Raw genomic sequence first — 17,582 nt, 5'->3', positions numbered from 1 at the left:
AAACGGCACGACAAATCTGCCGTACCGTTATTGCTTATTGCTGCGCTTTCGTCGCTGCGCCAGAAATCGCGTTACCGCCATCAGAAATGTCTTCACCAACGCCGCGCGTGGTATTGCAGGCGGTTAATACAGTTGAAAGCACCAGAACAGAAAAGATCGCTGCAATTGTCTTCTTAACCATAACGTCTTCCTTTTAGGTAATGTTATTTGTGTTTGCCTATAGCAAATTAATAATAGACAACATCACCAAAAATGACGGAAATCTGATGATTTTTCGGAAGTGAAGAATAAATTAGCTGGCAGCGCGGGAGATGGAATTACCAAGATGTTTGATGTCTTCGCCGAACCCCCGAGCGGTGTTACAGCCCGTAAGCAGCGTGCTGGCAAGCAAAACAAGAACGATAAGGCGTTTCATCATCTCTGACCTGAATAAGTGATGGTGCAGCCAGCAGGCCGCACCACAACCGCATTACTTCACGCGAGAGACGTATTCACCAGAGCGGGTATCCACTTTGATGACTTCGCCGATCTGTACGAACAGCGGAACTTTAACCACAGCACCAGTAGACAGGGTAGCCGGTTTGCCGCCAGTACCTGCGGTATCGCCTTTCAGACCCGGATCGGTATCAACGATTTCCAGTTCAACGAAGTTCGGCGGAGTAACGGAGATCGGCTGACCATTCCACAGAGTTACAATGCACTCAGCCTGATCCAGCAGCCATTTAGCGTTGTCGCCAATTGCTTTTGCATCAGCAGACAGCTGCTCGAAGGTTTCGTTGTTCATGAAGTGCCAGAACTCACCGTCGTTGTACAGGTAAGTCAGGTTCATATCGACAACATCAGCGCCTTCAGCGGAATCAGTAGATTTGAAAGTTTTTTCTACGCGAGTACCAGTCAGCAGACGACGCAGTTTAACGCGAGCAAATGCCTGGCCTTTACCCGGTTTTACGAATTCACTCGCTTCAACCGCGTAAGGTTCGCCGTCTAACATGATTTTAAGACCAGCACGAAAATCGTTGCTATAGTACGTTGCCATAAGGCCCTCTGAAATTTGTTAATTGGTAGCTAAGCCACAAAATGGCGCATATTGTAACCCTAAATACCCCATCCAGAGAAGATTGGTTAACGCAACTTGCCGATGTTGTGACCGATCCTGATGAACTTCTGCGTCTTTTGAATATAGACGCGGACGAAAAACTGTTGGCCGGACGCAGCGCCAAAAAGCTGTTTGCACTGCGCGTGCCCCGCTCATTTATCGATCGCATGGAGAAAGGCAATCCTGACGATCCACTTTTGCGTCAGGTACTTACCTCGCAAGATGAGTTTGTCGTCGCGCCCGGATTCTCCACCGATCCGCTGGAAGAACAGCACAGCGTAGTGCCTGGTTTGTTGCATAAATACCACAACCGGGCGCTACTGTTGGTTAAAGGCGGCTGCGCGGTAAATTGTCGCTACTGTTTCCGTCGCCACTTCCCGTATGCCGAAAATCAGGGCAACAAGCGTAACTGGCAGGCGGCGCTTGAGTATGTTGCGGCGCATCCGGAACTGGACGAGATTATTTTCTCCGGCGGCGATCCGCTGATGGCGAAAGATCACGAGCTGGACTGGCTGCTGACGCAACTGGAGGCGATCCCGCATATCAAACGTCTGCGGATTCACAGCCGTCTGCCGATTGTGATCCCGGCGCGCATCACAGAGTCGCTGGCTGAACGCTTTGCCCGTTCTACGTTGCAAATCTTGCTGGTGAATCACATCAACCATGCCAATGAAGTAGATGAAACATTCCGTCAGGCAATGGCTAAGTTGCGCCGCGTGGGCGTTACTTTGCTGAACCAGAGCGTTCTGTTACGTGGCGTGAATGACAACGCGCAAACGCTGGCAAACCTGAGTAATGCGTTGTTCGATGCGGGCGTGATGCCCTATTACCTGCATGTGCTCGATAAAGTGCAGGGCGCAGCGCATTTTATGGTGAGTGATGATGAAGCACGGCAGATTATGCGTGAGTTACTGACACTGGTGTCGGGATATCTGGTGCCGAAACTGGCACGGGAGATTGGCGGTGAACCCAGCAAAACGCCTCTGGATCTCCAGCTACGCCAGCAGTAACTGATTAACAGGGAAGTTAAACAGAAAATTGCCTGATGCGCTTCGCTTATCAGGCCTACATCGTGCATTGAAACTCAATGAGCTGTAGGCGGGATAAGGCATTTACGCCGCATCCGGCAAGAGCAACAAACGCAAGTACAGCAACCTGTCATTAAACTGGGAAATTTAATCTTTGCACGTTGCATAACCTTTAATTATTCATATGCATTGCTGTTGTTACTCTTTATATAACTAACACCAATAATTAACCTTTCTTTTCTGTTTATATAGAGTGAGCACGGCTATTTATGTTATTTTAACAACTATTACTACCAAGCCCATTTATCTGGCTTATAAATTAAAATTAATTATTTTATTGAGAAATGGTTAGGGAGAACCTACATGGCCATAAGCATCAAGGGTGTTAATACCGGTGTTATTCGCAAAAGTAATAATTTCATTGCACTGGCACTGAAAATTAAAGAGCCTCGCAATAAAGAGTCGTTATTCTTTATGTCTGTCATGGAACTGCGAGACCTGCTGATTGCGCTGGAAAGTCGTCTGCATCAAAAGCATAAACTGGATGCTGATACACGTATTCAGTATGAGCAGGCTCGCGATAAAGTCATGAAGAAAATGGCAGAGAATATCCCAGAAATTCTGGTTGATGAGCTTAAAAATGCCGATATTAATCGCCGGGTCAACACTCTGGAACTTACCGATAACCAGGGCGAAAATCTCACATTCACATTAACTCTGCATGATGGCAGCAAATGTGAATTAATTGTCAATGAGTTGCAGATTGAAATGCTGGCGCGAGCAATCATTCATGCAATTAATAATGCTGAAATGCGTGAACTGGCATTGCGTATTACATCGCTATTAGATTTCCTGCCGTTATATGACGTCGACTGCCAGGACAATGGCAATCTGGAATATGACACCTATTCTCAGCCGGAATGGAAACATAATCTGTTTAGCCATTATCTGGCGGTGCTTTATCGCTTTAAAGATGAAAGTGGTAAAGAACAATTTAGCGGCGCGGTGGTGAAAACGCGTGAAGCGACAGCGGGTAAAGAAATTGAGGCTATCACACGCCGGATGCTTGATTTCAGCCCACGGCTGAAAAAACTCGCGGGTGTGCCATCTCAGGTCTACGTTCGTACAGTAGCAGCAAATAACGCCCAACCACTGACTCAGGATCAATGCTTACGCGCAATACATCACTTACGAGTTCAGTCCATCAGCAAGGCCGCGCCACAGGCGAAATAATCTCATCTTTTTGAATGCGAGGCTGGAGCCCTCCAGCCTGAAATTACTGATAACGTGATCGTTGATCATGCCGGATGCGGCGTAAACGCCTTATCTGGCCTACAAATTCTCGAGCATTCAATCAGTTGCAATGCCCGATGTAGGCCTGATAAGCGAAGCGCATCAGGCAATTACACGTTTGTCATCCAGCCTCTGGATCACATCAGTTCGGGCACTTATAAACCTGACCGATAATCTGGCTATCCGTCGGGACAAAACTGGACAACATTCCCTGCGACGGGCTGCTGATGCCATAAATCACGTTACCGCCCATTGCAGCCGCCTGGTTGCGCAGATCGTTTGCTGCGCCGCGCATAGAACCGCCTTCTTCACCATGTTGCCCGGAAAGCCAGTTACTTTGCTTACCTGTCGCAGTACCAATCAGTTGGCACTCTGCACCTGGTTGCTCGTCAACAATGCGCACACTCTGACCGGCAGCACTCAATTCGTTACTGGAGCTACAACCCGCCATCAGTAGCGCGGCACCGACAATCCCTGCTAAGTATTTTACGTGCATGTTATTCCCCATAATCAATGAGCTGGACGCAACTCGTGTCGTCCGTGTCTGAATCTTATACTAGAAAGATGACCAAAAGAAAAACCCCCAGACATTTCTGCCTGAGGGTTTCTTTATTTCTGCAAGGTGCAGGGCAATTACATCATGCCGCCCATGCCACCCATACCGCCCATACCGCCAGCAGCGCCTAAATCAGCTGCATCGTTTTTCGGCAGGTCGGTAACCATGCACTCGGTGGTGATCATCAGGCCAGCCACAGAAGCTGCGTACTGCAGAGCAGAACGGGTAACTTTGGTTGGATCCAGGATACCCATGTCGATCATGTTGCCGTATTCTTCGGTTGCTGCGTTGTAACCGTAGTTGCCGTCGCCACCTTTAACGGTGTTAGCAACAACAGAAGGTTCTTCACCGCAGTTCAGGACGATCTGACGCAGCGGAGCTTCCATTGCACGCAGTGCAACTTTGATACCCACGTTCTGGTCTTCGTTCTGACCACGCAGGTCAGCCAGTTTAGACGCTACGCGGATCAGCGCAACGCCGCCACCAGCAACCACGCCTTCTTCTACCGCAGCACGGGTCGCGTGCAGGGCGTCTTCAACGCGTGCTTTTTTCTCTTTCATTTCAACTTCGGTAGCAGCACCTACTTTGATAACTGCAACGCCGCCTGCCAGTTTCGCTACGCGCTCCTGCAGTTTTTCACGGTCGTAATCAGAAGTTGCTTCTTCAATCTGCTGACGGATCTGAGCAACACGGCCCTGGATTGCAGCTTCTTCACCCACGCCATCAATGATGGTGGTGGTGTCTTTGTTAATAACAACACGTTTAGCCTGACCCAGGTCTTCCAGGGTCGCTTTTTCCAGCTCCATACCGATCTCTTCAGAGATTACAGTACCGCCGGTCAGGGTTGCGATATCCTGCAGCATTGCTTTACGACGATCGCCGAAGCCCGGTGCTTTAACCGCAGCGACTTTCACGATGCCGCGCATGGTGTTAACAACCAGAGTTGCCAGTGCTTCACCTTCAACATCTTCAGCGATGATCAGCAGCGGTTTGCCTGCTTTTGCAACAGCTTCCAGAACTGGCAGCATTTCGCGGATGTTGGAGATTTTCTTGTCAGCCAGCAGGATGAACGGGCTTTCCAGTTCTACTGCGCCAGTTTCCGGCTTGTTGATGAAGTAAGGAGACAGGTAGCCACGGTCGAACTGCATACCTTCAACCACGTCCAGTTCGTCCTGCAGACCAGTACCATCTTCAACGGTGATAACGCCTTCTTTACCGACTTTGTCCATCGCTTCAGCGATCAGTTTACCTACAGTTTCGTCGGAGTTAGCGGAGATAGTACCAACCTGAGCAATAGCTTTAGAGTCAGAGCACGGTACGGACAGCGTTTTCAGTTCTTCAACTGCAGCGGTAACGGCTTTGTCGATACCACGTTTCAGATCCATCGGGTTCATGCCCGCAGCAACAGCTTTCAGACCTTCAGTGATGATAGCCTGAGCCAGTACGGTTGCGGTGGTGGTGCCGTCGCCTGCAGCGTCGTTCGCTTTGGAGGCAACTTCTTTCACCATCTGCGCACCCATGTTTTCGAACTTGTCTTCCAGTTCGATTTCACGAGCAACGGAAACACCATCTTTGGTGATGGTCGGTGCACCGAAAGATTTATCCAGAACTACGTTACGGCCTTTCGGACCGAGGGTAACTTTCACTGCATCTGCCAGTACGTTTACGCCGCGCAGCATTTTCACACGAGCGTCGTTACCGAATTTTACGTCTTTAGCTGCCATTATCTTTATTCCTTAAATTCGTATGTTCAGTGTCGTGCGCGGATTACGCTTCAACAATTGCCAGAATGTCGCTTTCGGACATGATCAACACTTCTTCATTGTCGATCTTCTCAGATTTCACACCGTAGCCATCGTTGAAAATAACGATGTCGCCAACTTTCACGTCCAGCGGCTTCACTTCGCCATTTTCAAGGATACGGCCATTGCCGACAGCCAGCACTTCGCCACGGGTAGATTTAGCCGCTGCAGAGCCGGTCAGAACGATGCCGCCAGCAGATTTAGTTTCAACTTCTTTACGCTTGACGATCACGCGATCATGCAATGGACGAATATTCATTGATAACTCTCCTTTGAGAAAGTCCGTATCTGTTATGGGTGACGCCGGAGCTTACGTGGTTTCCCGGCTGGTGACCAGAGAAATGGGGATGAGGCTTCGCCCCTTCAAGGGGGAAAAAGAAAAAAAATTCTGATCAGCACAAAATCGGGTAAAAATCCTGATTCACCTCACGTTTCATCGCAATTTCGACATCGCCGTCATAAGCGAATCTGATTGTGCTACCATCGAAATCCTGCGCAGTTGCCCAATATTTGGGCGCAATCGGACATCAACCCATGAGTGGACTCAAACAAGAATTGGGGCTGGCCCAGGGTATCGGCCTGCTATCGACGTCATTATTAGGCACTGGCGTGTTTGCCGTTCCTGCGTTAGCTGCACTGGTAGCGGGCAATAACAGCCTCTGGGCGTGGCCTGTTTTGATTATCTTAGTGTTCCCGATTGCAATTGTGTTTGCGATTCTGGGTCGCCACTATCCCAGCGCGGGCGGTGTTGCGCACTTCGTCGGTATGGCGTTCGGCTCGCGGCTTGAGAGAGTCACCGGCTGGCTGTTTTTATCAGTCATTCCCGTAGGTTTGCCCGCCGCGCTACAAATTGCCGCCGGATTCGGCCAGGCGATGTTTGGCTGGCATAGCTGGCAACTGTTGTTGGCAGAACTCGGTACGCTGGCGCTGGTGTGGTATATCGGTACTCGCGGTGCCAGTTCCAGTGCTAATCTACAAACGGTCATTGCCGGGCTTATCGTCGCACTGATTGTCGCCATCTGGTGGGCGGGCGATATCAAACCTGCGAACATCCCCTTCCCTGCGCCAGGTGATATCGAACTTACCGGGTTATTTGCTGCGTTATCGGTGATGTTCTGGTGCTTTGTCGGTCTGGAAGCATTTGCCCATCTTGCCTCGGAATTTAAAAATCCAGAGCGTGATTTTCCGCGCGCTTTGATGATAGGTCTGCTGCTGGCAGGATTAGTCTACTGGGGCTGTACGGTAGTCGTCTTACACTTCGACGCCTATGGTGAAAAAATGGCGGCGGCTGCATCGCTTCCCAAAATTGTGGTGCAGCTATTCGGTGTAGGGGCGTTATGGATTGCCTGCGTGATTGGCTATCTGGCCTGCTTTGCCAGCCTCAACATTTATATACAGAGCTTCGCCCGCCTGGTCTGGTCGCAGGCGCAACATAATCCTGACCACTACCTGGCACGCCTCTCTTCTCGCCATATCCCGAATAATGCCCTTAATGCCGTGCTCGGCTGTTGCGTGGTGAGTACGTTGGTGATTCATGCTTTAGAGATCAATCTGGACGCACTCATTATTTATGCCAACGGCATCTTTATTATGATTTACCTATTGTGCATGTTGGCAGGCTGTAAATTATTACAAGGACGTTATCGCGTACTGGCGGTGGTTGGCGGGCTGTTATGCGTTCTGTTATTGGCAATGGTCGGCTGGAAAAGTCTCTATGCGCTAATCATGCTGGCGGGGTTATGGCTGTTTCTGCCAAAACGAAAAACGCCGGAAAATGGCATAACCACATAATCCGGCGTTTTGACATTAATCCTGGCGATCGTTTTTATGATCAAGGCGGTCGCGGTCATCATCTTTTCGCTGATACTCACCATCAAAAGTATTACCGCCACCGGTTCCGGCGCTAAAACCGCCGCCCGGCATCCGGGAGAAACGCAAATGCGGCATCAGCTTCACTGTCAGATGCTTTTGCACCGGCGGTAATAAAAGAAGAAGACCGAGGAAATCGGTGAAAAAGCCCGGTAATAAAAGCAGCAAACCGGCAATGATCAGCGAAACACTTTTAATCATCTCCGCCGCAGGGTTTTCACCCGCCGCCATTTTTTGTTGCATCAGCACAAAATTCTTAAAGCCCTGATTACGTACCAGTGACATACCGATAACCGACGTGAATATAACCAGTACGAGGGTCAACAATACCCCCAGGACATGGGCAACCTGAATAAAAATTGAAATCTCAATATAGACATAAAGGAAAATGGCAATAAAAGGTAACCAGCGCAAAGGTTTCTCCTGTAATAGCAACCGGTTAAATCCGGGCGCCTGAATGGGTTGCGAATCGCGTTCAGCTTATATTGTGGTCATTAGCAAAATTTCAAGATGTTTGCGCAACTATTTTTGGTAGTAATCCCAAAGCGGTGATCTATTTCACAAATTAATAATTAAGGGGTAAAAACCGACACTTAAAGTGATCCAGATTACGGTAGAAATCCTCAAGCAGCATATGATCCTGGGTATTCGTCCGATGCAGGGGATAATCGTCGGTCGAAAAACATTCGAAACCACATATATTCTGTGTGTTTAAAGCAAATCATTGGCAGCTTGAAAAAGAAGGTTCACATGTCAAACAACATTCGTATCGAAGAAGATCTGTTGGGTACCAGGGAAGTTCCAGCTGATGCCTACTATGGTGTTCACACTCTGAGAGCGATTGAAAACTTCTATATCAGCAACAGCAAAATCAGCGATATTCCTGAATTTGTTCGCGGTATGGTAATGGTTAAAAAAGCCGCAGCTATGGCAAACAAAGAGCTGCAAACCATTCCTAAAAGTGTAGCGAATGCAATCATTGCCGCATGTGATGAAGTCCTGAATAACGGAAAATGCATGGATCAGTTCCCGGTAGACGTCTACCAGGGCGGCGCAGGTACTTCCGTAAACATGAACACCAACGAAGTGCTGGCCAATATCGGTCTGGAACTGATGGGTCACCAGAAAGGTGAATATCAGTACCTGAACCCGAACGACCATGTTAACAAATGTCAGTCCACTAACGACGCCTACCCGACCGGTTTCCGTATCGCGGTTTACTCTTCCCTGATTAAACTGGTAGATGCGATTAACCAACTGCGCGAAGGCTTTGAACGTAAAGCTGTCGAATTCCAGGACATCCTGAAAATGGGTCGTACCCAGCTGCAGGACGCAGTACCGATGACCCTTGGTCAGGAATTCCGCGCTTTCAGCATTCTGCTGAAAGAAGAAGTGAAAAACATCCAACGTACCGCTGAACTGCTGCTGGAAGTTAACCTCGGCGCAACGGCAATCGGTACAGGCCTGAACACGCCGAAAGAGTACTCTCCGCTGGCAGTGAAAAAACTGGCTGAAGTCACTGGCTTCCCATGCGTTCCGGCTGAAGACCTGATCGAAGCGACCTCTGACTGCGGCGCTTACGTTATGGTTCACGGTGCGCTGAAACGCCTGGCTGTGAAGATGTCCAAAATCTGTAACGACCTGCGCTTGCTCTCTTCTGGCCCACGTGCCGGCCTGAACGAGATCAACCTGCCGGAACTGCAGGCGGGCTCTTCCATCATGCCAGCTAAAGTAAACCCGGTTGTTCCGGAAGTGGTTAACCAGGTATGCTTCAAAGTCATCGGTAACGACACCACTGTTACCATGGCAGCAGAAGCAGGTCAGCTGCAGCTGAACGTTATGGAGCCGGTCATTGGCCAGGCCATGTTTGAATCCGTTCACATTCTGACCAACGCTTGCTACAACCTGCTGGAAAAATGCGTTAACGGCATCACTGCTAACAAAGAAGTGTGCGAAGGTTACGTTTACAACTCTATCGGTATCGTCACTTACCTGAACCCGTTCATCGGCCACCACAACGGTGACATCGTGGGTAAAATCTGTGCCGAAACCGGTAAGAGTGTACGTGAAGTCGTTCTGGAACGCGGTCTGTTGACTGAAGCGGAACTAGACGATATTTTCTCCGTACAGAATCTGATGCACCCGGCTTACAAAGCAAAACGCTATACTGATGAAAGCGAACAGTAATCGTACAGGGTAGTACAAATAAAAAAGGCACGTCAGACGACGTGCCTTTTTTCTTGTGAGCAGTAACTTAAAAATAACAATCTAATATCAACTTGTTAAAAAACAAGGAAGGCTAATATGCTAGTTGTAGAACTCATCATAGTTTTGCTGGCGATCTTCTTGGGCGCCAGACTGGGGGGAATAGGTATTGGTTTTGCAGGCGGATTGGGGGTGCTGGTTCTTGCCGCTATTGGCGTCAAACCTGGTAACATCCCGTTCGATGTCATTTCCATTATCATGGCGGTTATCGCCGCTATTTCTGCCATGCAGGTTGCTGGCGGTCTGGACTATCTGGTTCATCAGACAGAAAAGCTGCTGCGCCGTAATCCGAAATACATCACGATCCTCGCACCTATCGTGACTTATTTCCTGACAATTTTTGCGGGTACTGGCAACATCTCTCTGGCAACGCTGCCAGTTATCGCTGAAGTTGCGAAGGAACAAGGCGTTAAACCTTGCCGTCCGCTGTCTACTGCGGTGGTTTCCGCGCAGATTGCGATCACCGCATCGCCAATCTCGGCGGCAGTGGTTTACATGTCTTCCGTAATGGAAGGTCATGGCATCAGCTACCTTCATCTGCTCTCTGTGGTCATCCCGTCCACCCTGCTGGCGGTTCTGGTGATGTCCTTCCTGGTCACTATGCTGTTCAACTCCAAACTGTCTGACGATCCGATTTATCGCAAGCGTCTGGAAGAAGGTCTGGTTGAACTGCGCGGTGAAAAGCAGATTGAAATCAAATCCGGTGCAAAAACTTCCGTCTGGCTGTTCCTGCTGGGCGTAGTTGGCGTGGTTATCTATGCAATCATCAACAGCCCGAGCATGGGCCTGGTTGAGAAACCGCTGATGAACACCACTAACGCAATCCTGATCATCATGCTCAGCGTTGCAACTCTGACCACCGTTATCTGTAAAGTTGATACCGACAACATCCTCAACTCCAGCACCTTCAAAGCAGGTATGAGCGCCTGTATTTGTATCCTGGGCGTTGCATGGCTGGGCGATACTTTCGTTTCCAACAACATCGACTGGATCAAAGATACCGCTGGTGAAGTAATTCAGGGCCATCCGTGGCTGCTGGCCGTCATCTTCTTCTTTGCTTCTGCTCTGCTGTACTCTCAGGCTGCAACCGCAAAAGCACTGATGCCGATGGCTCTGGCGCTGAACGTTTCTCCGCTGACCGCTGTTGCTTCTTTTGCTGCGGTGTCTGGTCTGTTCATTCTGCCGACCTACCCGACGCTGGTTGCTGCGGTACAGATGGATGACACGGGTACAACTCGTATCGGTAAATTCGTCTTCAACCATCCGTTCTTCATCCCAGGTACTCTGGGTGTTGCCCTGGCCGTTTGCTTCGGCTTCGTGCTGGGTAGCTTCATGCTGTAATGACCAATCGCGGGGCGTTCACGCCCCGCTTTCTTTCCCGCCGACTAACATCATTCCCTCGTCCGTTGTATAGTGACCTCTCTCTTGCGGTTCCATCTGTTCTTGCGAGGTGTTTATGCTTGATGATAAAAGTTCGAATACCGCGTCTGTCGTGGTGCTGTGTACCGCACCGGATGAAGCGACAGCCCAGGATTTAGCCGCCAAAGTGCTGGCAGAAAAACTGGCGGCCTGTGCAACCCTGCTCCCCGGCGCAACCTCACTCTATTACTGGGAAGGTAAGCTGGAACAGGAATATGAAGTACAGATGATCTTAAAAACCGACAACGCTCACCAGCAAGCTCTGCTGGAATGCCTGAAGTCTCATCATCCGTATCAAACCCCAGAGCTTCTGGTTTTACCTGTTATACACGGAGACACAGATTACCTCTCATGGCTCAACGCATCTTTACGCTGATCCTGCTACTTTGCAGCACTTCCGTTTTTGCCGGATTATTCGACACGCCAGGACGCTCACAATTTGTCCCGGCTGATCAGGCTTTTGCTTTTGATTTTCAGCAAAACCAACATGATCTTAATCTGACCTGGCAGATCAAAGACGGTTATTACCTTTACCGTAAACAGATCCGCATCACGCCTGAACACGCGAAAATTGCCGACGTGCAGTTACCGCCAGGCGTCTGGCATGACGATGAGTTTTACGGCAAAAGCGAGATTTATCGCAAGCGACTGACGCTTCCTGTAACCATCAACCAGGCTACGGCTGGCGCGACATTAACTGTCACTTACCAGGGCTGCGCTGACGCTGGTTTCTGCTATCCGCCAGAAACCAAAACCGTACCGTTAAGCGAAGTGCTCGCCAGCAACGCAGCGCCACAACCTGCGGCTGTTCCGCAGCAAGAGCAGTCCGCCGCGCAATTGCCCTTTTCTGCGCTCTGGGCATTGTTGATAGGCATCGGCATCGCCTTCACCCCCTGCGTACTGCCGATGTACCCACTGATTTCCGGCATCGTGCTGGGCGGTAAACAGCGGCTCTCCACCACCAGAGCATTGTTGCTGACCTTTATTTATGTGCAAGGGATGGCGCTGACCTACACGGCGCTGGGTCTGGTGGTTGCCGCCGCAGGGTTACAGTTCCAGGCGGCGCTACAGCATCCTTACGTGCTTATTGGCCTCGCCATCGTCTTTACCTTGCTGGCGATGTCGATGTTTGGCTTGTTTACCCTGCAACTCCCCTCTTCACTGCAAACGCGCCTCACGCTGATGAGCAATCGCCAACAGGGTGGCTCGCCCGGCGGTGTGTTTGTTATGGGGGCGATTGCCGGTTTGATCTGCTCACCATGCACCACCGCGCCGCTTAGCGCGATTCTGCTATATATCGCCCAAAGCGGAAACATGTGGCTGGGCGGCGGCACACTTTATCTCTATGCGCTGGGCATGGGTCTACCGCTGATGTTAATTACCGTCTTTGGCAACCGTCTGCTGCCGAAAAGCGGTCCGTGGATGGAACAGGTCAAAACCGCGTTTGGTTTTGTGATCCTCGCACTGCCGGTCTTCCTGCTTGAGCGAGTGATTGGCGATATATGGGGATTACGCTTGTGGTCGGCGCTTGGCGTCGCATTCTTTAGCTGGGCCTTTGTCACCAGCTTACAGGCCAAACGCGGTTGGATGCGCATTGTGCAAATAATCCTACTGGCAGCGGCGTTGGTTAGCGTGCGCCCACTCCAGGACTGGGCATTTGGTGCGACGCATACCGCACAAACTCAGGCGCATCTCAACTTTACACCAATCAAAACGGTGGATGAGTTAAATCAGGCGCTCGTTGAAGCCAAAGGCAAACCTGTAATGTTAGATCTCTATGCCGACTGGTGCGTTGCCTGTAAAGAGTTCGAGAAATACACCTTTAGCGACCCACAGGTGCAAAAAGCGTTGGCTGACACAGTCTTACTTCAGGCCAACGTCACCGCTAATGACGCACAAGATGTGGCGCTGTTAAAACATCTAAATGTCCTTGGACTGCCGACAATTCTCTTTTTTGACGGACAAGGCCAGGAGCATCCACAAGCACGCGTCACGGGCTTTATGGATGCTGAAACCTTCAGCGCACATTTGCGCGATCGCCAACCGTGAACGACACTTGCAGTGGGAAAGACGGAGGAAAATAGCGTGCAACGTGAAGATGTACTGGGAGAAGCCCTGAAATTATTAGAATTACAAGGGATTGCCAACACCACGCTGGAGATGGTTGCTGAACGTGTGGATTATCCACTGGACGAGCTGCGCCGCTTCTGGCCAGACAAAGAGGCAATCCTCTACGATGCGCTGCGTTATCTTAGCCAACAGATAGATGTCTGGCGTCGTCAGCTGATGCTGGACGAAACGCAAACCGCCGAACAAAAGCTGCTGGCGCGTTATCAGGCGTTATCAGAGTGCGTTAAAAACAACCGCTATCCGGGCTGTCTGTTTATCGCTGCCTGTACGTTTTATCCCGATCCTGGTCACCCTATTCATCAACTGGCCGATCAGCAAAAAAGCGCGGCCTACGATTTCACCCACGAACTATTAACCACGCTGGAAGTTGACGATCCGGCGATGGTAGCAAAGCAGATGGAACTGGTGCTGGAAGGCTGTTTAAGCCGAATGCTGGTGAATCGTAGCCAGGCGGATGTCGACACCGCACACCGGCTGGCGGAAGATATTCTGCGCTTCGCCCGCTGCCGCCAGGGTGGCGCACTGACCTGATGACAGAAACACAGAAAAGAAGCGATTTGCCGCAATCTTAAGCAGTTGAATCGCTTTTACTGAAATTAGGTTGACGAGATGTGCATATTACGGTTTAATGCGCCCCGTTGCCCGGATAGCTCAGTCGGTAGAGCAGGGGATTGAAAATCCCCGTGTCCTTGGTTCGATTCCGAGTCCGGGCACCACTAATTCTTGAGAACCCGCCTACAAGGCGGGTTTTTGCTTTTGGGAATACGTCCTTCCTGCCTTCGCCCCATCAACTGCGAATATCATCATACTCACGCGTTTTATCAAATTCGTGTTTTGCAAACGGGCACAGCGGGATAATTTTCCGTTTTTCCTGGCGCATTTTTTCCACGACTTTCGCTACCAGTTGTTTACCAATCCCCTGCCCTTTCAGGCTTTCATCAACATCGGTATGTTCGATAATCGCTAAATTCTCTCCGGTCGGCACAAAGACAATTTCAGCTATTTGATTTCCCTGCGCATCATTGATGTAAAATTTATTATGACCCTCACATATTTCCATTTTCCCCTCGCTTATTTAAGACGGTATTTCAGCGCGCCGCTCGGGCACGTATCAATAACATTCACGACGGTAGCGACGTCTACTTCATCCAGCATGATCCACGGCTTACGTTTGAGATTAAACAGTTTGCTATTACCGCGCACACAATTACCGGAATGCTGACATATTGCGGTGTTGAAATAGACATCGACCTTTTCGCCGGTATAGCAGCGATAACCAACATCCAGTAGTTCCTGATCCATGACCTTCTCTCCCTCATAAGTATGGTTTTCGCTATAAGCATAGCTCTCGAATCGCCAGACGACACCGGAAGTTTCAGTTACCAAATCCGCTTCCCCGGATGGCCAATCCCCTTACTCCCTTTGAATTACCCGCAGCATCAGAGATAATGCTTAGGAAATTTGTCATACAAGGAAGCTGATGAGACATTCACTGCCCTGCCGCATGTTACGCAAACGTCCGATGAAACTCAGTACCACGGTGATCTTAATGGTCAGCGCAGTGCTGTTCTCGGTGCTGCTGGTAGTGCATCTGGTTTACTTCTCGCAAATCAGCGACATGACGCGTGACGGGCTGGCTAACAAGGCGCTGGCCGTGGCGCGTACCCTTGCCGACTCGCCAGAAATTCGCCAGGGCTTGCAGAAAAAACCGCAGGAGAGCGGTATCCAGGACATCGCCGAAGCTGTACGCAAACGCAACGATCTGCTGTTTATTGTCGTTACCAATATGCAAAGTCTTCGCTACTCGCACCCTGAAACCCAACGCATTGGTCAGCTCTTTAAAGGGGACGACATCCTGAAGGCGCTCAACGGCGAGGAAAATGTCGCTATTAATCGCGGTTTTCTGGCGCAGGCTTTACGCGTATTTACCCCTATCTACGACGAAAATCATAAGCAGATCGGCGTGGTGGCGATTGGCCTGGAGTTAAGCCGCGTAACGCAGCAGATCAATGACAGTCGCTGGAGCATTATCTGGTCAATTTTATTCGGTGTGCTGGTTGGCGGGCTGGGTACATGGATTTTAGTCAAAGTACTTAAGCGCATCCTGTTCGGCCTGGAACCTTACGAAATCTCAACTCTGTTTGAGCAACGCCAGGCAATGCTGCAATCGATCAAAGAAGGTGTCGTTGCCGTAGACGCGCGCGGCGAAGTCACACTAATTAATGATGCCGCGCAAGAACTGCTTAATTATCACAAATCCCAGGATGATGAAAAGCTGTCGACACTGAGTCAGGCATGGTCGCAGGTGGTGGATGTCTCGGAAGTATTACGCGACGGCACGCCGCGACGAGATGAAGAGGTTACCGTCAAAGATCGGCTATTACTCATCAACACCGTACCCGTACGCAGCAATGGCGTTATCATCGGAGCCATCTCTACCTTCAGGGACAAAACGGAAGTTCGTAAGCTAATGCAACGGTTGGATGGGCTGGTCAACTATGCCGACGCACTTCGTGAACGCTCCCACGAATTTATGAACAAATTACACGTGATTCTCGGATTATTACATCTGAAGAGTTATAAGCAGTTGGAAGATTACATTCTAAAAACAGCCAACAACTATCAGGAAGAGATTGGCTCTTTGCTGGGAAAAATCAAATCTCCGGTTATCGCTGGTTTTTTAATCAGCAAAATTAACCGCGCGACCGATTTAGGCCATACGCTGATATTAAATAGTGAGAGCCAGTTGCCAGACAGCGGTAGTGAAGATCAAGTCGCAACGTTAATTACCGCGCTGGGAAATCTGATAGAAAACGCGCTGGAGGCATTAGGGCAAGAACCCGGTGGTGAAATCAGCGTTACGTTGCACTACCGTCACGGCTGGCTGCACTGTGAAATTAACGATGATGGTCCGGGAATTTCCCCTGACAAAATCGATCACATTTTTGAAAAAGGTGTCTCGACAAAAGGAAGTGAACGAGGCGTCGGTCTGGCACTTGTCAAACAACAGGTTGAAAATCTCGGCGGCAGCATTGCCGTGGAATCGGAACCCGGGATTTTCACACAATTTTTTGTCCAGTTACCCTGGGATGGGGAGAGGTCGAGCAAATGATCAATGTATTAATTATCGATGACGACGCAATGGTGGCGGAGTTGAATCGCCGATACGTGGCGCAGATCCCTGGTTTTCAATGCTGCGGAACAGCCTCGACACTGGAGAAAGCCAAAGAGATTATCTTCAACAACGAAACGCCTATCGACCTGATCTTGCTCGATATCTATATGCAAAAAGAAAACGGGCTCGATTTACTGCCTGTCCTGCACAACGCTCGATGCAAAAGCGATGTGATTGTCATCTCCTCAGCTGCTGATGCCGCAACCATTAAGGATTCTCTGCATTATGGCGTCGTTGATTATCTAATCAAACCGTTCCAGGCATCACGTTTTGAAGAGGCGCTCATCGGCTGGCGACAAAAGAAAATGGCGCTGGAGAAACATCAATACTATGACCAGGCCGAGCTGGATCAGCTAATTCATGGCAATTCATCTAACGAACAGGATACCCGCCGTCTGCCAAAAGGCTTAACGCCGCAGACTTTACGCACGCTGTGCCAGTGGATTGACGCTCACCAGGACTATGAATTTTCAACCGACGAGCTGGCCAACGAGGTTAACATCTCTCGCGTTTCCTGCCGCAAATATCTGATCTGGCTAGTGAATTGTCACATCTTAGTTACCAGTATCCATTATGGCGTCACCGGTCGTCCGGTTTATCGCTACCGTATTCAGGCAGAGCATTACTCATTACTGAAGCAATATTGCCAATAACGCGTTATTAGTTATCTGGAAGTAACAATTATTGCAGTAATGCAAACCAGCACTGGCACAAGTTACATCAGCCATCAGTAAAACTTGTGCCAGATCAAATATAATTATCCCTCTTCATCCCCTGCGAATTAATATCAATTCGGATAAATAGAGTTTTTAATTTCAAAACGCTAACAAAAGTTAATTAACTATTATGTCACCCGTATTATGTGTATTTTTACCCATAAATAGGTAGATCAGAATAATCTATAAAGTTGATGACATCCGTCTGTAGAACAAAAAATAGACCAATAAAT

19 protein-coding genes and 1 tRNA gene are annotated in these 17,582 nt (G+C 49.6%); 11 read left to right on the top strand and 9 right to left on the bottom strand.

All coding sequences use genetic code 11. The annotated features are described in order from the left end of the window. Nucleotides 1–34 precede the first annotated feature (34 nt). The 3 genes from ecnB to efp form a co-directional block, all read right to left on the bottom strand. Complete coding sequence (ecnB, locus tag A7Z06_RS00720; RefSeq protein WP_000239596.1) at nucleotides 35–181, bottom strand: lipoprotein toxin entericidin B; 147 nt, start codon at nucleotides 179–181, stop codon at nucleotides 35–37. 111 nt (nucleotides 182–292) lie between these two features. Continuing rightward, the gene (gene ecnA, locus A7Z06_RS00715) at nucleotides 293–418 is read right to left on the bottom strand and encodes a lipoprotein antitoxin entericidin A (protein ID WP_000977757.1); all 126 of its coding nucleotides are present in this window, start codon (nucleotides 416–418) and stop codon (nucleotides 293–295) included. Nucleotides 419–469: 51 nt separating this feature from the next. After that, nucleotides 470–1,036: an elongation factor P gene (efp, locus tag A7Z06_RS00710; RefSeq protein ID WP_000257278.1), complete on the bottom strand. Its 567-nt coding sequence runs from the start codon at nucleotides 1,034–1,036 to the stop codon at nucleotides 470–472. A 41-nt stretch (nucleotides 1,037–1,077) separates the two neighbouring features. On the opposite strand from efp, the gene epmB reads away from it, so the two are divergent. Continuing rightward, nucleotides 1,078–2,106, top strand: coding sequence for an EF-P beta-lysylation protein EpmB (gene epmB, locus A7Z06_RS00705; RefSeq protein WP_000940512.1), 1,029 nt, complete (start codon nucleotides 1,078–1,080; stop codon nucleotides 2,104–2,106). Between the two features lie 381 nt (nucleotides 2,107–2,487). Then, on the top strand, nucleotides 2,488–3,357 hold the full coding sequence (locus tag A7Z06_RS00700; protein ID WP_001008064.1) for a YjeJ family protein: 870 nt from the start codon (nucleotides 2,488–2,490) through the stop codon (nucleotides 3,355–3,357). A 202-nt stretch (nucleotides 3,358–3,559) separates the two neighbouring features. Here A7Z06_RS00700 and A7Z06_RS00695 read toward each other — a convergent pair whose 3' ends face one another. The 3 genes from A7Z06_RS00695 to A7Z06_RS00680 all read right to left on the bottom strand — a co-directional run bounded on the left by A7Z06_RS00695 (nucleotide 3,560) and on the right by A7Z06_RS00680 (nucleotide 6,034). Further along, entirely contained in the window at nucleotides 3,560–3,913 is a 354-nt protein-coding gene (locus A7Z06_RS00695; protein WP_000558209.1) for a DUF4156 domain-containing protein, read from the bottom strand. 137 nt (nucleotides 3,914–4,050) lie between these two features. After that, on the bottom strand, nucleotides 4,051–5,697 hold the full coding sequence (gene groL, locus A7Z06_RS00685) for a chaperonin GroEL (RefSeq protein ID WP_000729121.1): 1,647 nt from the start codon (nucleotides 5,695–5,697) through the stop codon (nucleotides 4,051–4,053). A 43-nt stretch (nucleotides 5,698–5,740) separates the two neighbouring features. Then, nucleotides 5,741–6,034 carry a co-chaperone GroES gene (locus A7Z06_RS00680; protein WP_001026276.1) on the bottom strand — a complete coding sequence of 98 codons (294 nt, stop codon included), beginning with the start codon at nucleotides 6,032–6,034 and terminating at the stop codon, nucleotides 5,741–5,743. Between the two features lie 275 nt (nucleotides 6,035–6,309). Here A7Z06_RS00680 and yjeH point away from each other — a divergent pair, with 275 nt between their 5' ends. After that, nucleotides 6,310–7,566, top strand: a complete 1,257-nt coding sequence (gene yjeH / locus A7Z06_RS00675; RefSeq protein ID WP_000015831.1) for an L-methionine/branched-chain amino acid transporter — start codon at nucleotides 6,310–6,312, stop codon at nucleotides 7,564–7,566. Nucleotides 7,567–7,581: 15 nt separating this feature from the next. On the opposite strand, the gene A7Z06_RS00670 is transcribed toward yjeH, so the two are convergent. Then, complete coding sequence (locus A7Z06_RS00670) at nucleotides 7,582–8,058, bottom strand: FxsA family protein (RefSeq protein WP_001267446.1); 477 nt, start codon at nucleotides 8,056–8,058, stop codon at nucleotides 7,582–7,584. A gap of 336 nt (nucleotides 8,059–8,394) precedes the next feature. Here A7Z06_RS00670 and aspA point away from each other — a divergent pair, with 336 nt between their 5' ends. The 6 genes from aspA (at nucleotide 8,395) to A7Z06_RS00640 (ending at nucleotide 14,174) form a co-directional block, all read left to right on the top strand. Next, nucleotides 8,395–9,831, top strand: coding sequence for an aspartate ammonia-lyase (gene aspA, locus A7Z06_RS00665; RefSeq protein WP_010344893.1), 1,437 nt, complete (start codon nucleotides 8,395–8,397; stop codon nucleotides 9,829–9,831). 117 nt (nucleotides 9,832–9,948) lie between these two features. Then, on the top strand, nucleotides 9,949–11,250 hold the full coding sequence (gene dcuA, locus A7Z06_RS00660; protein ID WP_000961959.1) for an anaerobic C4-dicarboxylate transporter DcuA: 1,302 nt from the start codon (nucleotides 9,949–9,951) through the stop codon (nucleotides 11,248–11,250). Nucleotides 11,251–11,365: 115 nt separating this feature from the next. Then, entirely contained in the window at nucleotides 11,366–11,704 is a 339-nt protein-coding gene (gene cutA, locus A7Z06_RS00655; RefSeq protein WP_000883314.1) for a divalent cation tolerance protein CutA, read from the top strand. Then, the gene (gene dsbD, locus A7Z06_RS00650) at nucleotides 11,680–13,377 is read left to right on the top strand and encodes a protein-disulfide reductase DsbD (RefSeq protein ID WP_000068988.1); all 1,698 of its coding nucleotides are present in this window, start codon (nucleotides 11,680–11,682) and stop codon (nucleotides 13,375–13,377) included. Before cutA ends, dsbD begins: the two co-directional genes overlap by 25 nt. 36 nt (nucleotides 13,378–13,413) lie before the next feature. Continuing rightward, a complete protein-coding gene (locus tag A7Z06_RS00645; RefSeq protein ID WP_001188520.1) occupies nucleotides 13,414–13,989 on the top strand; it encodes a transcriptional regulator in 576 nt (191 codons plus the stop codon). Nucleotides 13,990–14,098: 109 nt separating this feature from the next. Then, nucleotides 14,099–14,174: transfer RNA gene (locus tag A7Z06_RS00640), tRNA-Phe, on the top strand. A 71-nt stretch (nucleotides 14,175–14,245) separates the two neighbouring features. Here the strand turns inward: A7Z06_RS00640 and A7Z06_RS00635 are convergent. After that, complete coding sequence (locus A7Z06_RS00635; protein WP_000401742.1) at nucleotides 14,246–14,518, bottom strand: GNAT family N-acetyltransferase; 273 nt, start codon at nucleotides 14,516–14,518, stop codon at nucleotides 14,246–14,248. A gap of 11 nt (nucleotides 14,519–14,529) precedes the next feature. After that, entirely contained in the window at nucleotides 14,530–14,760 is a 231-nt protein-coding gene (gene yjdI / locus A7Z06_RS00630) for a 4Fe-4S mono-cluster protein YjdI (RefSeq protein WP_000371863.1), read from the bottom strand. 178 nt (nucleotides 14,761–14,938) lie between these two features. On the opposite strand from yjdI, the gene A7Z06_RS00625 reads away from it, so the two are divergent. Together A7Z06_RS00625 and dcuR are read left to right on the top strand one after the other, a co-directional pair. Beyond that, nucleotides 14,939–16,570: a sensor histidine kinase gene (locus A7Z06_RS00625; protein ID WP_016159910.1), complete on the top strand. Its 1,632-nt coding sequence runs from the start codon at nucleotides 14,939–14,941 to the stop codon at nucleotides 16,568–16,570. Further along, nucleotides 16,567–17,286, top strand: coding sequence for a two-component system response regulator DcuR (gene dcuR / locus A7Z06_RS00620; protein ID WP_000611279.1), 720 nt, complete (start codon nucleotides 16,567–16,569; stop codon nucleotides 17,284–17,286). Before A7Z06_RS00625 ends, dcuR begins: the two co-directional genes overlap by 4 nt. Nucleotides 17,287–17,582: the final 296 nt, after the last annotated feature.

Origin of the sequence: Escherichia sp. MOD1-EC6819 (assembly GCF_002965765.1) — a bacterium.
GTDB lineage: Bacteria > Pseudomonadota > Gammaproteobacteria > Enterobacterales > Enterobacteriaceae > Escherichia > Escherichia ruysiae.
This window is presented reverse-complemented; position numbering and strand designations above follow the sequence as displayed.